Annotated in this window: 14 protein-coding genes; 10 read left to right on the forward strand and 4 right to left on the reverse strand. The window is 42.3% G+C overall.

Features of this window, described 5'->3' with window-relative positions:
• Positions 1 to 17 precede the first annotated feature (17 nt).
• Positions 18 to 1,352: a sigma-54 interaction domain-containing protein gene (locus J1N51_RS12580; RefSeq protein WP_208831603.1), complete on the forward strand. Its 1,335-nt coding sequence runs from the start codon at positions 18 to 20 to the stop codon at positions 1,350 to 1,352.
• 4 nt (positions 1,353 to 1,356) lie between these two features.
• On the opposite strand, the gene J1N51_RS12585 is transcribed toward J1N51_RS12580, so the two are convergent.
• The 3 genes from J1N51_RS12585 to J1N51_RS12595 are packed head-to-tail and all read right to left on the reverse strand — an operon-like array spanning position 1,357 to position 4,704.
• Positions 1,357 to 2,088, reverse strand: a complete 732-nt coding sequence (locus J1N51_RS12585) for a PRC-barrel domain-containing protein (RefSeq protein WP_208831604.1) — start codon at positions 2,086 to 2,088, stop codon at positions 1,357 to 1,359.
• A 20-nt stretch (positions 2,089 to 2,108) separates the two neighbouring features.
• Entirely contained in the window at positions 2,109 to 3,053 is a 945-nt protein-coding gene (locus J1N51_RS12590; RefSeq protein WP_208831605.1) for a phospholipase A, read from the reverse strand.
• 16 nt (positions 3,054 to 3,069) lie between these two features.
• Entirely contained in the window at positions 3,070 to 4,704 is a 1,635-nt protein-coding gene (locus J1N51_RS12595; RefSeq protein WP_208831606.1) for a diacylglycerol kinase family protein, read from the reverse strand.
• Positions 4,705 to 5,048: 344 nt separating this feature from the next.
• Here J1N51_RS12595 and J1N51_RS12600 point away from each other — a divergent pair, with 344 nt between their 5' ends.
• The 9 genes from J1N51_RS12600 (at position 5,049) to J1N51_RS12640 (ending at position 14,330) form a co-directional block, all read left to right on the forward strand.
• Positions 5,049 to 5,492, forward strand: a complete 444-nt coding sequence (locus tag J1N51_RS12600) for a hypothetical protein (protein ID WP_208831607.1) — start codon at positions 5,049 to 5,051, stop codon at positions 5,490 to 5,492.
• A complete protein-coding gene (gene nhaA, locus J1N51_RS12605; RefSeq protein ID WP_208831608.1) occupies positions 5,482 to 6,888 on the forward strand; it encodes a Na+/H+ antiporter NhaA in 1,407 nt (468 codons plus the stop codon). The genes J1N51_RS12600 and nhaA overlap by 11 nt, the downstream gene beginning before the upstream one ends.
• The gene (gene gdhA, locus J1N51_RS12610) at positions 6,881 to 8,227 is read left to right on the forward strand and encodes an NADP-specific glutamate dehydrogenase (protein WP_208831609.1); all 1,347 of its coding nucleotides are present in this window, start codon (positions 6,881 to 6,883) and stop codon (positions 8,225 to 8,227) included. Before nhaA ends, gdhA begins: the two co-directional genes overlap by 8 nt.
• Before the next feature lie 133 nt (positions 8,228 to 8,360).
• Complete coding sequence (locus tag J1N51_RS12615; RefSeq protein ID WP_208831610.1) at positions 8,361 to 8,636, forward strand: HU family DNA-binding protein; 276 nt, start codon at positions 8,361 to 8,363, stop codon at positions 8,634 to 8,636.
• Between the two features lie 159 nt (positions 8,637 to 8,795).
• The gene (locus J1N51_RS12620; protein ID WP_208831611.1) at positions 8,796 to 9,809 is read left to right on the forward strand and encodes an extracellular solute-binding protein; all 1,014 of its coding nucleotides are present in this window, start codon (positions 8,796 to 8,798) and stop codon (positions 9,807 to 9,809) included.
• A 16-nt stretch (positions 9,810 to 9,825) separates the two neighbouring features.
• Positions 9,826 to 11,475 carry an ABC transporter permease gene (locus J1N51_RS12625; protein ID WP_208831612.1) on the forward strand — a complete coding sequence of 550 codons (1,650 nt, stop codon included), beginning with the start codon at positions 9,826 to 9,828 and terminating at the stop codon, positions 11,473 to 11,475.
• Between the two features lie 10 nt (positions 11,476 to 11,485).
• Complete coding sequence (locus tag J1N51_RS12630) at positions 11,486 to 12,523, forward strand: ABC transporter ATP-binding protein (protein WP_208831613.1); 1,038 nt, start codon at positions 11,486 to 11,488, stop codon at positions 12,521 to 12,523.
• A 193-nt stretch (positions 12,524 to 12,716) separates the two neighbouring features.
• Entirely contained in the window at positions 12,717 to 13,055 is a 339-nt protein-coding gene (gene glnK, locus J1N51_RS12635; protein ID WP_208831614.1) for a P-II family nitrogen regulator, read from the forward strand.
• Between the two features lie 9 nt (positions 13,056 to 13,064).
• Entirely contained in the window at positions 13,065 to 14,330 is a 1,266-nt protein-coding gene (locus tag J1N51_RS12640; RefSeq protein ID WP_208831615.1) for an ammonium transporter, read from the forward strand.
• 83 nt (positions 14,331 to 14,413) lie between these two features.
• On the opposite strand, the gene J1N51_RS12645 is transcribed toward J1N51_RS12640, so the two are convergent.
• Positions 14,414 to 15,364 carry a GGDEF domain-containing response regulator gene (locus J1N51_RS12645; RefSeq protein ID WP_208831616.1) on the reverse strand — a complete coding sequence of 317 codons (951 nt, stop codon included), beginning with the start codon at positions 15,362 to 15,364 and terminating at the stop codon, positions 14,414 to 14,416.
• Between the last annotated feature and the right edge of the window lie 8 nt (positions 15,365 to 15,372).

The following is a 15,372-nucleotide window of genomic DNA, read 5'->3' on the forward strand; positions in this document are numbered from 1 at the left end:
ATTAAGGAACGAGAAGTATGGCTAGAGTAAAAGTGTACGTCGATATCAAAACCGAAGCTCTCGCCACGGGCTTGGGACCTTTTTTTAAACAGTCTGGTGTAAGCTTGGAGTACGCAAGCGAAGGCGCAGACAGCTTATTACAACTACAAAGCAGTGACGCCGAAATTGCTCTTATCGAAGTTGAAAACTTTTCCGAAGCTGATTTGTCCAGGTTAAAAGAAACCAGCCGATTGAAAAACATCGAAATTGTATTCTTCAGTGATGGCAAACCTAGCCCTCTATTAGACCAAGCAATGTTAAATGGCGTTGTTTATCACTTTCGGCCTGCCTTTGATTTTGTAGCGATTGCTGAATCACTTACGGATGTTGTAAAAGATTTGGCAGAGCTGAAGCAAAGTGCCAAACCCTCAAGAAATACAGCACTCGACCAGTTCGGATTACTACTAGGGTCATCTAAGCCAATGCGCCAGTTATATCGGACTATTCGCAAAGTCGCCAATACCGACGCTAATATATTTATTATTGGCGAGAGTGGTACAGGTAAAGAGTTGGTGGCTAACACGATTCATTTAGTAAGCGAACGCAGAGAAATGCCATTTATAGCGGTTAACTGCGGGGCTTTGAGCCCTGAACTAGTCGAAAGTGAGCTGTTCGGTCACACAAAGGGAGCGTTTACTGGAGCGACCCGCGATCACCAAGGTGTATTTGAGCAAGCCAATGGTGGGACGTTATTTCTTGATGAAATCACTGAGATGCCCTTAGACCATCAGGTAAAATTGTTGCGTGTCTTAGAGACGGGTGAGTATAAAGCCGTGGGCAGTGACAAGATTCTAACGTGTGATGTACGGGTTGTTGCTGCGACCAATCGTATTGTTGAGGAAGCAATAGATTCCCACATTAGAGAAGACTTGTACTTTAGGCTCGCTCAATTTCCCTTGATGTTACCTCCCCTAAACCAAAGAGGTGAAGATATTGCGGGGCTAGCTCAGCACTTTTTAGCCTACCGCAATATGGAAAACGACAGTGCCAAATACTTAAGTAAAGATACTCTCGAATTATTAGAAGGCCACAGTTGGCCAGGTAACGTCAGAGAATTAAAACACGTTATTGAACGAGCGTTTATTTTGGCAGAAGCCGAGATTTTGCCAGAACATATTATCTTTGATGAAGTGACCCAGGACGACGACCAGATTGTGGAAGGAATTCCACTCGATGTCCCTTTGGAAACGCTCGAACAGATTGCAATCGAGAAGAACTTGGAAAACAACCAAGGAAATAAATCCGAAACCGCTGAAAAGCTTGGTATCAGTGTCAAAACACTTTATAACAAGCTCGATAAATATAGTCAGTAACCGCTTATGCGGTTACTGGTGACGCCTCCATCATAGCCAAAAACTCATCACTATTGATCGCCTTAGGATCAAAGTGAGGGTTAGCTGACAGTTGGTGTTTATTTAGAGTGATAGCTACTTTTTGTTCTTGCCAACTAAAGGCCTTTATCGCCGTGTTTTTAACGACCGCCAGGTTGTTGTTCAACAGTGCAGAGTCTACATCAACTACGCAATAGGGCAGTGACCAGTTTTTGGTATTGACGACAAAGTCATAAAAACCGTGCTCGGACCCGTCAGCGCATTCGCATCGATAGCCTGTTACTTCGTTGGTTGAACGTAAATCAATCTGTTGCTCTGTACTTTCGAGAGAATCAGGTTGCTGCTCGGGTAACTTTAATAAAGTCGGATCGGAACTGACTCCCCATAAATCTGTCCCCATCCAATAATACCCATAGCCATAATGACGGTACAATTCTGCTTCAAAATGTCGAGACACAGTCTCGTACTCTTCGACTCCCGGGCTACTCTTTACCTGCTCTTGAGTGATAGATAAATGCAGCTCTTTGCTATCAATATTGACGTAAAATATTGATACGGAGCTAACCAGTACTTTCTGACTTAAGGGATTCCATTTTTGTGGATCTATGACGAGATAGCGTACTACTTTATCTTTTTCGGATATTAAGCAGTCACTCACTTGACCAAATTGGCCGTCAATCGCAAACACCTTGTATCCAATTAATTGCTTCAAGCTCATTAACATAGTCGACTCCTTGATTAAATAAAGTTTAGTTGTACACCAATGCCAAGCCGTTGTTGATGGCGATTGTAATCAATAAGCGAATCGCCATAGCCATTGAAATACTGAATTAGAACTTTGTATTTTTCGGTGAATTGGTAATTAAAATTCAGCTCGATGGCGCCACGATTTTCACTAAAGTCCAAATTGTTCCGCCATTTAGCGAAAAAGTGATAGTGCTTATATTGATGGCCTACCTCAAACTCAAAATTTCCCAGATAGTCGGTAATGTCAGGGTTGTCATCACCGGTGGGGTCCAATTCATCGTCTTTTTCGTTTTCTGGAATACGCCACCAAACCTTTAATGCGTAATAGGTATCATCAATATCGATTAGAGCCTGCACATATAACCGATTCCAGCTTCGCGAGTTGAACAAGTCTTGACCATTGGATTGATGATTAAATCCAAGTCTTAGCTCATTAAATGGAACTCCAAGTAATTCATATTCATTTTTGAAACTGTAAAAAACTTCAGGTTCATAGTCAGTTTCTCTAAATGGCTTTGAGGCATCAGCGTTATACACTTGCCAAAAAGACACAGCCGTAAAAGCTGCATATAACCCAGAGCCATTTTCTTGGTTGAAGATCGGCATTTTTATACTGAGCTGAAACTTGGCCTCGAAGTTATCAATATTTTCTGGCGTAAGTCCTTGTACTGCAGTACTACTTGGGTTTGTGGCATAAGTGACAGGTAAAATATAGTTTCTGCGGTGTTGTAGAAGCGTAAAAGGATTTGCGAGAGCGCGACGCTCGAGTCGCTCTTTTTTATGTAATATTTCTGACGCTTTACTTGTGTTAGGGCGATCTGTATTAGGGCTAGCAGTTTGAGTGCTGTCTGTTTGATCGTTACTAGCTTGAGAGTAAGTCTGAAAACTGACAACTCCACAAAATAGCGTTAGCGTAAATACGGTTCCTTTGGTCATGAACACTTTTCTTTCCTTAGTATTTAAGATCAATTAATACATTGAGTGAGGCTGGACGAATAGATGTCTTTATGGTGTCACAGGCATAGGTTTCACCATCAACAACATAGCCAATTTCGTGCTCAGCTTTGATATGAATTTTTTTGGCTTTGGCGGTGTTTATAGCCTCGTTAACGCTATCGTCCTCAGCAAAACCTGCCGCTAATAGAGAGGCGATGTCATAGACTTTTTCGACTGGATTATCTGTAGGTGTCAACCAAGTAATATTGAGTAGACCGTCTTTGTAATCGGGCTCACCATTGCCTTGGGCGAGTAAAGTGGTGAGCGGCGCTGCGTTGGCAATCACTAGACTGGTAGTTTCGATTACTTTGGCTGGTTCGTCATCAAATTGAACTAACAACTGCATAGGTTCTTCTTCATGCAATGCTTGCCAAAAACCGTGGAGGTAGGCAAATTGACCAAGTTGATTTTTGGTTTCACGGTCGGCTCTTTTGATCATTTGCTCTTCGATACCAACAGCCGTGACTAAAAGCATGGTTTTGTTATTACATATGGCGGTGTCTATCGCTTGAGTGTGCTCCGACAGAATATGGTCAAGAGCCGTTTGGATTGGAATAACTTTACTTTCCACACCAAAAAGGCTGTGAGCTAATGCATTAGCAGTACCTAACGGAATGATACCGAACTTGATATCTGTGCCGGTCAACACTGACGCCACTTCTGCAAGTGTGCCATCTCCGCCACCGGCAATAATGATTTTGGCACCGGCTTCGACGGCTTGCTCGGCAAGTTCTTGGGCACTTGTATCTGGTGAGGTTTCGACGACGTTTAAATTAAACTTTTCACCAAGCACATTTTCAATTTCTTGTTTGTGCTGTTTCCACTTGCCTTTACCTGAAACTGGATTCGCTATTAGCCACGTCGGGTTAAACAACTTTATGTCGCCTTTGTCTCGATATGTAATCAACTTTTTGAGTTGGCTCTTGTTGAGTCCAGCTTGACTGCGAATATCGGTAATACTTTCAAGTACCTCTCTAGGTGACAAATCTGGGTACTTTGCCAATATGTAGGCTGCCACACAGAATAGTGAGCGGCCGCGGCCTAGAGCACAGTGAACAAGAACGGGCTTATTTTGATGAAGTTTTAAATCCATCCAATTAAGAGCCTGTCGCAATTGTTCAGGAGAGGGACTTTGGTGATCTAATATGGGAATGTTGAGATAATCGATGTCCAGATAATGACTACTCCAGTCTAAGGCATCAAATTCACACGTCACATCTAAAACGGCACCAATATCGTACTCTTCTAGACTAAGTGCCTCTTCAGTACTTAATCGACTCGCCAAGTAAATATTATCTCTGATGTGATGAACGAAATGGTGCTCACGTTTCGCATCTTTTGACTTTTCGATACGGTTGTAAATCTGTACGCCTAGCATAAAAGGGTAAAACAACACTCTCATTAGAGTGGGAATCGAACCGTCAGCACGCTTTCTAAAAATCTTTGGCTGTTTGGTTAGGTATGCAATAAAAACGAGGAATAGGGAAACACCAACCCAAGCCAATAGGGCACTTAAAAATAGATTAGACACAGTACTTGCTGCTGCAAATAAAATTAAACTGATTAACCCGTAAATGTACTCGACGTACATATCCGCTCCTTAGCTCTTTGTGTTGTAAAGTTTTTGTCCTGAATTTGCTTTGTCTTATCGATAAAGCCAGAACCGTGCCTAATAGTTAAGTTACTGATAAGTATGGGTTAGGGTTGAGAAAATGCGAATTTTTTGGTTTCACCCAATTAAAGCTATGTAAGTTTTACAGAGGGAGCTTGTTAAAAGTTCAGGTTTTGAACCGTTTTATATTCGTTTTTTATTTAAAGTACTTAGCTAAACGTTTGTTATCTATTGAGTTAGAAGGAAACTGCATCATTTTGGCACAGTAATGGCAATTCCCTTAGGTAAGATAATTAAGTAAGACTAAAACAAAGGTGTACACAATGAATAAGGTAACAAATTCATTGTCTCTACAATTCAACGAGGCAAAGGATTTTTATCACAACTTAGCCTCTCATACAGAAGACTTAACAGTAAAACACGCGCTACTTAAAGTGTCTGAGGTGTTTTCGGTGATGCAAAATAAAGCCAACTCATTACCCCCAGAGCAAGAGTTTGAACAGGTCATGATGAGTTTGTACACAAAATGGCAAAGCAACTTAGGAGAACTAAAAGTAGGTTTACCTAATCAGCCTCATGTTTCAGTACTTCAACAACGTATTGATATCGAAAAACACAATTTGTCGTTGCTGCGCCGCATCGCAGCCAATAGCGATAATGAGGCCGTCAAACGCTGGGTAGCTGATTTAACGGCGAAATACCTAGATGCAATCGAAAGCCTGACACACTGTTCTGTAACAAAGGACTCAATTCAATATGAAAGATAACCGTTTAACTCAGCCAGCAGAGGGCCAGCCGCCAGAGCTTGAACAAAAGGTTGCAGAGGTATTACACCCTTTTCAACGTTTTATTCACGATCAAACCACCAGTAGTAAGACCTTATTTTTATTTACTGTCGTCGCTTTATTGATTGCCAATACCGGGTTTAATGAGCCTATGACGGCATTTTTTGACACCTATATAGGTGTTGCGCTCAACGACCGTCTTTACCAAATGTCATTGTTGCACTGGATTAACGATGGTCTGATGGCTTTGTTTTTTCTCATTTTAGGCATGGAAATAAAACGAGAAGTATTAGTCGGCGAATTGAGTGCACCGGCTAACTTAACTCCTGTGTTGGGTGCTGCAATTGCAGGCATGGTGTTTCCTGCGTTAACTTTTTGGTTGTTTAATATGGGAACCGAATACGAAGCCGGTTGGGGTATTCCAATGGCGACGGATACGGCTTTTGCAGTCGGTGTGTTGGCATTACTAGGTAAACGAGTTCCTATTGCCGCATTTTCATTTTTAACTGGCTTGGCCATTATCGACGACATTGGAGCGATTTTAGTGATTGCCTTGTTTTATACCGAGACGCTTTACTTTGCCTCCTTAGTTGCGGCAGCAGGTATAACTGGAATGATGTTTTTGTCTAACTTGATGGGAATTCGTCGTCCAGTGGTTTATTTCACCTTGGGCGTGTTGCTCTGGCTTGCGGTTTTAAATTCTGGAATACACGCCACCATTGCAGGGATTTTAATTGCACTGACCATTCCAGCCAGACCAAAAGCAAAACCCGCGATTATTATGGAAAAGCTGTCGCGTTTGTCATTGCGATTTCAAAATATTGTCCAAAACAAGACTGCAGGTAAACCAGTGTTAGCGTCTAAGACACAGCATGAATTAGCCGACGAGTTAAAGAAAACAGCGAATCAAGCGACGACACCATTGCGTCGTTGGGAGCGTTACCTTCATGTTCCTGTCGGCTTGATGGTATTACCTATCTTTGCTTTTGCTAACTCAGGTGTTGTAATTAATACCGAGAGTTTGGCGGCAACAGTAGAAAGCCCACTCGCGTGGGGAATCTTACTTGGACTGATAGCCGGAAAGGGATTAGGAATTCCGTTGATGACCTGGTTAGTGGTCAAAACTGGACTAGGTGAACTGCCTCGAGGATTAACAATGAAACATATGTTTGGTCTTGGTATGTTAGGTGCAATTGGTTTTACTATGTCTATTTTTATTACAGGGTTAGGGTTTGAAGGAAATGACCAAGCCCAAACTATTGCGAAGTCGGCAATACTCTTCACTTCATTGGTTTCGGGTATTGCGGGATATTTGATATTCCGATTTTCGCCAGCTAATTCAACCGCTGACCGCAAAGGAGCCGTCATTGATGAGTAATAACGACTACATACAATCGTTGCACGAAAGGATTGAAAAGAACAACCCAAACCAAAGTGAGTTTATTCAAGCTGTCACTGAGATCCTTGAAAATGTGTCAGATGAGTTATTGGAAAATGAAGAATACCAGCGCTACCGAATCTTTGAGCGTCTTACAGAGCCGGATCGCATTGTTAGATTTAAAGTAGAGTGGCTCGATGACAATGGTGAAGCTCAGCTCAATCGAGGTTGGCGGGTTCAGCAGTCAAATTTGATTGGCCCGTACAAAGGCGGATTGCGTTTTCACCCGACGGTCAGTGAATCCGTCATCAAGTTTTTGGCCTTTGAACAGTGTTTCAAAAATGCGTTAACAGGGCTGCCACTCGGCGGAGGTAAAGGGGGCGCTGATTTTGACCCGAGAGGCCGAAGCGACCACGAGATTATGAGTTTTTGTCAGGCATTTATGACTGAGCTGTACCGTCATGTGGGCCCAAATACGGACGTTCCGGCAGGTGATATCAATGTCGGTGCCAGAGAAATCGGCTTTTTGTATGGTCAATACCGAAAAATAAAAAATGAATTTGCTGGTGTTTTAACAGGTAAAGCGGTCGGCATGGGAGGTGCGCTGGCTCGTACAGAGGCGACAGGATATGGCGTTATTTATTTTTTGGAGCATGTCCTCGCCGAACAAAGCCAGCAACTCGATGGTAAAAGAATCGCAATATCAGGAGCTGGTAACGTAGCCTTAAATGCCGCTCAAAAAGCAATTGAAAAAGGGGCGACTGTCATTTCACTGTCAAATTCGCGTGGTTTACTCTGTAAAGAGCAAGGCTTTGTCAAGTCAGACATAGATTGGCTAATAAAATACGACAACGTAAAAGACAACACGTTACAAGAGTTTGCTGAGACTAAAGATGGCCAGTGGTCTTCAGACAAAAAGCCATGGCAACTGAGGTGCGACATTGCGATTCCTTGTGCCACCCAAAATGAACTTGATGGCCAAGATGCTAAAGCATTATTAGAAAATGGTTGCCAAGTAGTCATTTGTGGTGCCAATATGCCTTGTACCTCTGATGCGCTTGCGCTATTGAATAGCAGTAATGACTGTATCTATGTGCCAGGTAAAGCATCGAATGCGGGGGGCGTTGCCGTTTCTGGATTGGAAATGTCACAAAATGCTCAGTTTGAGCGTTTTAGTTTCGAATTTGTTGATCAGAAACTGCAAGATATAATGAAACATATTCACGATCAGTGTGTTGAGTGCGGTCAAACGGACGAAAAACAGACCGATTATGTGAAAGGTGCTAATGTTGCTGGATTTCATATTTTAGCCAAAGCGATGTTAGCACAGGGCGTGTAGGGCCTTACTTTGTATGGTTTTGCGCCGAATTAGAAGAAAAATAAAGAGTTTTTCGTGGAATTGCCAAAATGGGTATTGAATTTTCGAAATAGGTTCCATAGGATAACTCTTGTCTCAACCAAAGGATAAAATAATGAACAAAAGTGAACTAATCGAAAAAATGGCACAAAGTGCTGACATGACTAAAGCAGATGCAGAGCGTGCGTTAAATAGCTTGGTTTCTACAATTACTGCAGAACTAGCGAACGGCGGTGACGTTTCTCTAGTTGGTTTTGGTACGTTTAAAGTTAACGACCGTGCAGCGCGCACAGGCCGTAACCCTCAAACTGGTGAAACTATTCAAATCGCTGCTGCTAAAGTGCCTGCATTCAAAGCTGGTAAAGCAATCAAAGATGCGGTTAACGCATAATCAGCTGACTCGATAAGTTGACATAAAAAAGCCTCTAAATTAGAGGCTTTTTTTATGGCTAAATCATTTTTTTGCTGTACATTTGAAATCTCGACATTACAATAAATGAGAATTATTCTCAGTTGGTTGTCTTCGGACTTTTTCAAACAAAGGTGAAAAATGAAAAAACTGCTTGTACTCGCAACAACATTCGCAATGTCACTTGCATCTAATGCGGCACAAAGTGCCGAAACGGTAAATATATACTCATTTCGTCAGCCGTTTCTCATCGAGCCTATTTTAGAAAAGTTTACTGCAGAAACGGGAATCGAAACGAAAGTCGTATTCTCAAAAAGCGGTTTAGTTGAACGTCTAAAACGCGAGGGTAAATTAAGTCCTGCTGACGTCGTTTTGACTTCTAACTTCAGCAAATTGTTGCAACTTAAGTCAGAAAACCTAACTCAAGAGATTGACTCTGAAAAAGTTAAATCTGTGGTACCAGCTCAATACCGTGACGAAGACTCTCACTGGGTTGCATTGACTAAGCGAGCACGTGGACTTTACGTTGCCAAAAACTCAACGTTAGATATTAATACTATTAATTATGAAGACTTATCCTCAGAAAAGCTCGCTGGAAAAATTTGTACTCGAAGCGGTAAACACCCGTACAACCTGGGCTTGATTGCCTCTATGATCGCGCATCACGGTGAAGCACAAACTGAAACCTGGTTACGCGGTGTTAAAGCCAACTTAGCTCGCAAACCTCAGGGTAATGACCGAGCACAAGTTAAAGCAATCAAAGAAGGTCTTTGTGAAGTTTCTCTTGGAAACAGCTATTACTACGGTAAAATGCTGACCGATGAAAAGCAGAAGCCTTGGGCTGATGCGGTGAATATCGTGTTCCCGAACCAAACAAACCGCGGTGCACACATAAATGTATCTGGTGCCGTGATCACAAAACATGCACCAAACAAAGACAATGCCGAAGTATTATTAGCGTACTTGGTTGACCAAGCCGCTCAACAACAATACGCATCGGTAAATATGGAATATCCAATTAATCCTGAGGTTGCGCCTTCGCAAATGGTTGCAAGCTGGGGTAAGTTTAACGAAGACTCACTGCCTCTAACGACAGTTGCTAAATATCGTGAAAAAGCGCTCCAGTTAGTCGATAAAGTGAAGTTTGATTTGTAATTACATTTGGTAATAAATGCAGTTAAAAAATAGCTGGCTGACCTACGGGTCAGCCTTTCTTGTTTTATTATGTGTTCTTCCTATTGCTGGACTTTTGTATACAGCGGCGGGTGAGTCTGCGCCGAGTTTTGAGCATATTAAACAAACCGTACTGGCTGATTACGTTGTTAATACACTGCATTTAATGGTACTGGTAGGGATTTTGGTCAGTGTTATTGGTATCCCTTTAGCTTGGTTAGTTGCTTGCTGTCAGTTTAGTGGTCGTCGCTTTTTTAATTGGGCGCTAATCTTGCCACTTGCAATGCCGGGTTATTTGATTGCGTATACCTACACGGACTTATTAGATTATGCTGGGCCCGTTCAGACCACACTTCGCAGCTGGTTTGGTTGGCAATCACCAAGAGACTATTGGTTTTTTGATATCCGTAGTATAGGCGGTGCTGCGGTCATGTTGGCGCTTGTTCTTTTCCCTTACGTATACCTTATGGTTAAAGCCAACTTTATGGCACAGAATGCCTCTTTGACGGCAGCTGCACGTAGTTTGGGATACACACCGTTTAAAAGTTTTCTTCATGTCTCTTTGCCGATCGCTCGTAAGGCGATTGCAGCAAGTGTTGCTTTGGTTTTAATGGAAACCTTGGCTGACTTTGCGACAGTGCATTATTTCGCGGTAAATACATTAACGACAGCGGTATATGATACTTGGTTGGGATACTACGATCTCGCTAGTGCCGCTAAGTTATCTGCATTTATGATAGTTGGTGTGCTCGGTCTTATTGCCCTTGAGCATTTCACAAAAAGACAAAGTAAAATTAGCACCGATGTAAAGATGAGCAGTACGCCACTTACCTATCATTTAAAGGGTAAATACAACCTGTTTGCCTTTGGTTTTTGCAGCTTGGTCTTGGTATTGGGTTTTGCTATTCCTGCAATAACCTTATTAAGTTACGCCGTAGATTATTGGCAAGAGGTATGGACTCAGGATGTCTTTGAATACGCATACAACAGTGCCTATATTGCTATCTGTGTTGCGATAATCAGCTTGTTGGTGGCATTGGTTCTCAACGTTAATTTACGTTGGCACAGTGATACTCCTACCGCGAAAAGTAAGTTGAGTTTAGGCATGTTACCTGTGGCGAGTATGGGATATGCGGTCCCTGGTACGGTTTTGGCTATTGCCGTTATTATTCCATTTACCGTATTTGAACACTTCATTAATGAGCGATTTGACGCAATGGGCTGGACTATGCCTGGGTTGTTTTTGACGGGTACGGTTATCGCTATAATTACCGCGCACATAGTGCGTTTTGTTGCGATCGCAAACAATGGCGTCAAAGCAAGTTTTGCCCAAATTAATAGACACTATGATGCTGCGGCATTGTCGCTCGGTCATAGCCCATTAAAGCAGTTTTTTAGCTTACATTGGCCGTTACTTAAACGCAGTGCCTTTGTCGCGGCATTATTGATATTTGTTGAGAGTATGAAAGAACTTCCTGCTGCCTTATTATTGAGGCCGTTTGACTTTCAGACTTTGCCCACCTTTGTTTTTCAATATGCCAGTGATGAACAATTGGAACAGGCTGCCTTGGGCGCCATTTTAATTGTTGTGGTAGGCTTACTGCCGTTACTTTATATCAATCGCTCGATTAACAAGACTGTTAAATAGGAATTTTCACGTGTCGCAACTTTCCATAAAAGGGTTAGATGTTCATTATGACCAACATCAGGTCATAAAAAACCTAGATTTAGAGGTACAGGAAGGTGAAATTGTCGCTTTGTTTGGTCCATCGGGCAGCGGTAAAAGTACTGTTTTAAAAGCCGTGACTGGGCTGTTGAATCATGCATCTGGAAGCATAGAATTAGCTGGTCATACTCTGTTATCAAATGAAAAAGCAGTACCAACTGAACGTCGTAACATAGGCCTTATATTTCAAGATTATGCGCTGTTTCCTCACCTTACTGTGTCAGAAAATATTTGTTTTGGATTAGTTAAGGCTAGTCCGCTAGAAAAACAGCAGACCGTTGATGAGCTATTAGCATTAGTCAAAATGTCCGAATACAAAGACGCATATCCTCATCAATTGTCAGGTGGTCAACAGCAACGAGTTGCCATCGTAAGAGCGTTAGCGACTAAACCGGACTTGCTGTTATTTGATGAAGCCTTTTCTAACTTAGATCCTCAATTTAGGTTTGAATTAATTGAAGAAATGCGGGCTATTTTAAAAAACAAAGGAATAACGGCGCTGTTCGTGACGCATAACCAAGATGAGGCGTTCGCTTTTTGTGATCGAATTGCGGTGCTAAACCACGGCCGAATAGCTCAAATTGATAACCCAGAACGCTTGTTTAGTTATCCGAGTGATAGGTTTGTCGCTGAGTTTTTAGGTCAGGGCGTTTGGCTTGAGGCAAGAGTTGAGTCAGAAAATACATTAAGTAGTGAATGGGGCGACTTGCCTTATCAGGGTGAGAAGTCTATTGCTGGCATGATTGGGGAGCTAGTTGATGTGTATTTACGTCCTCATCAGATCGGTTTTACAGAAGCAGACGATGGTGTATTTTGTGTAGAGCACGAACGTTTTGTTGGCGAGTTTTATCAAGTTGAACTTGAGTGGCGACAACAGTCCCTTAAAATTAGAACACACAGTTCGTTCCTAAATAAACGAGTTAATATAAGGGTTAAACAGCCCGTATTACATGTTTTCCCTAAACCTTAATTGATCAATTTGGTGCAAAGCTAAAGTGCACCAATTGCAAACACACAAACGCACCTCTTTGGTGCGTTTTTTGTTGATTGCTATTTCTGTTTTGTAAATTTTCTATTTAAAACAGTGTGTTGAACGTCTGGCATTGTTCTTTCTTTGTGTTTGTTAGTTAAAAACAAAATAACAATAACGATTGGGAATAAACATGAAACTAGTAACAGCCATCATCAAGCCATTTAAGCTCGACGATGTCCGCGAAGCTATCAGCGACGTTGGTATCGAGGGCTTAACAGTGACAGAAGTTAAGGGATTTGGTCGTCAAAAAGGGCATACCGAGCTATATCGCGGTGCCGAGTATCAAGTGGACTTTTTACCTAAAGTTAAACTTGAAGTTGCGACATCTGACGACAAAGTGGATCGCGTTGTTGAAGTTATCTCAGCTGCCGCTAACACCGGTAAAATCGGAGACGGCAAGATTTTTGTCGTTGACCTTCTTCAAGCCGTGCGTATTCGCACAGGTGAAACTGACGGCGAAGCAATCTAAGGAAAGACCATGGAACAGAATATTTTTCATCTTCAATACGCAATCGATACCTTTTATTTCCTTGTTTGCGGTGCATTAGTTATGTGGATGGCAGCAGGTTTTGCCATGTTAGAAGCCGGCCTTGTTCGCTCAAAAAATACCACAGAAATCCTCACCAAAAACATCGCTCTATTTGCGATCTCTTGTGTTATGTACCTAGCGTGCGGCTACGCGATAATGTACGACGGTGGTATTTTCTTATCGGGTATTGAGTCGGTTGATGTCGATGCGACGCTAAAAGAGTTTAGCGCACGTGAAGACGGTATTGCTGGTGGCGCGATTTATAGCTCAGCATCAGACTTTTTCTTCCAAGTTGTGTTTGTTGCAACTGCTATGTCGATTGTAAGTGGTGCAGTCGCAGAGCGAATGAAACTTTGGACCTTCCTTGCATTTGCAGTAGTGATGACAGGTGTCATCTACCCGATGGAAGGAGCTTGGACTTGGAACGGAGCCGATGTATTTGGTCTCTATAACTTAGGTGATCTTGGATTCTCTGACTTTGCAGGGTCAGGTATTGTTCACATGGCTGGTGCAGCAGCTGCCTTAGCAGGTGTATTGTTACTGGGACCTCGTGAAGGTAAATATGGCAAGGATGGACGTGTAAATGCGTTTCCAGGTGCAAATATGCCATTAGCTACTCTTGGTACATTCATCTTATGGATGGGCTGGTTCGGCTTTAACGGTGGTTCGGTGTTGAAGTTAGGTGATGTAGCTAATGCTAACTCAGTTGCGATGGTCTTCCTGAATACAAATGCTGCTGCGGCAGGTGGTGCTATTTCTGCGCTGCTTCTAAGTGCAGTGTTGTTCAAAAAAGCAGATTTAACTATGGCCTTAAACGGTGCTTTGGCTGGTTTGGTTGCGATAACTGCCGAGCCTTCTACACCTACAGCGTTGCAAGCTACTTTATTTGGCGCAGCTGGCGGTATTTTGGTTGTTCTGTCTATCATAGGCTTGGACAAGCTAAAAATTGATGATCCAGTGGGAGCGATTTCGGTTCACGGTGTTGTTGGTTTATTAGGTTTGTTACTCGTTCCTTTGACTAATACTGGTGTGTCATTCACAGGCCAATTAGCTGGTGCAGCAACTATCTTTGGTTGGGTGTTTGTAACCAGTGGCATTGTTTGGTTTGTGTTAAGTAAAACGGTTGGTTTACGAGTCACAAAAGAGCAAGAGTACGAAGGTGTTGACCGCTCAGAGTGTGGTATTGAAGCCTACCCAGAATTTGTCAAAAGCTAATAACTAATAATAATAACAGTTAGGGAATGACAAAATTAAAAAGAGCGCTCAAAGCGCTCTTTTTTTACTTTAATTTCAAGTGGCTACTTGCGATCTGCTATGCGAGAGGCCTCTTCTAAGCCAGCGACTTCAGCGATGGCAATACCCGTTTGTGCGGTTTTGGCTTGATACATAGCTGTATCGGCCGCTTTAACAATTGCTTCTGGTGTCTTACCATGTAAATCGAATATAGCCCCGCCAATACTTGCCTCAACAATAATATTTTTTACACTTTGCTGGGTGGTTTCAACTGCGTATGCACCGCTGATGACATCAAACTTAATTTTGGCTAATTGGCGCAGTTGTTTGAGCTCTGATACCCCTGGGGCTAGCAGCACAAATTCATCGCCGCCATAGCGAGCGACAAAATCAGATCCTCGGTTAAATACGTTTAGCCGTGAACCAACGGACTTTAGAATTTGGTCGCCGACTAGGTGACCGTACTCATCATTAATTTGTTTGAAATTGTCCAAGTCTATGAATAAAAGAGCAAAGCTACGGTTATACCTGTGGCTTTCGTTCACCATTTCATCAAGCTTTTGATTGAAAGATTCACGGTTATTTAGGAGCGTGAGACTATCTCTAAACACATTTTCTTCTAGAGTCTTTAATAGGGCAAACCGCTCTTTGGCAAAACGAATTGTTCTGATTAGTAGGTTTTTGTGAAGATCTGACTTTGGAATGTAGTCTTGTGCGCCAAGTTGAATAGCACGCTCTCCGGTAATTTCGTCATCGTATCCAGTTAATACGATAATTGGGAAGTCTCGAGCGAATTGTTTAACTTTTACTAACGTCTCCAAGCCTACACAATCTGGAACGTTTAAATCTATGATAAGTAAATCTGGCGACATAAACTGCATGCCTTCTTCAAGCGCAGCTACCGTCTCGAAATCAGTCAGTTTATAACTGACGGCATTGTTACCGATTAACATAGATTTAACTAAGTAGACATCGTCCTTGCTGTCTTCTAACAGGTAAATTAATTGGTCATTCATATTAATGT

The sequence above is a fragment of the Psychrosphaera ytuae genome (assembly GCF_017638545.1).
Classification (GTDB): Bacteria; Pseudomonadota; Gammaproteobacteria; order Enterobacterales; family Alteromonadaceae; genus Psychrosphaera; species Psychrosphaera ytuae.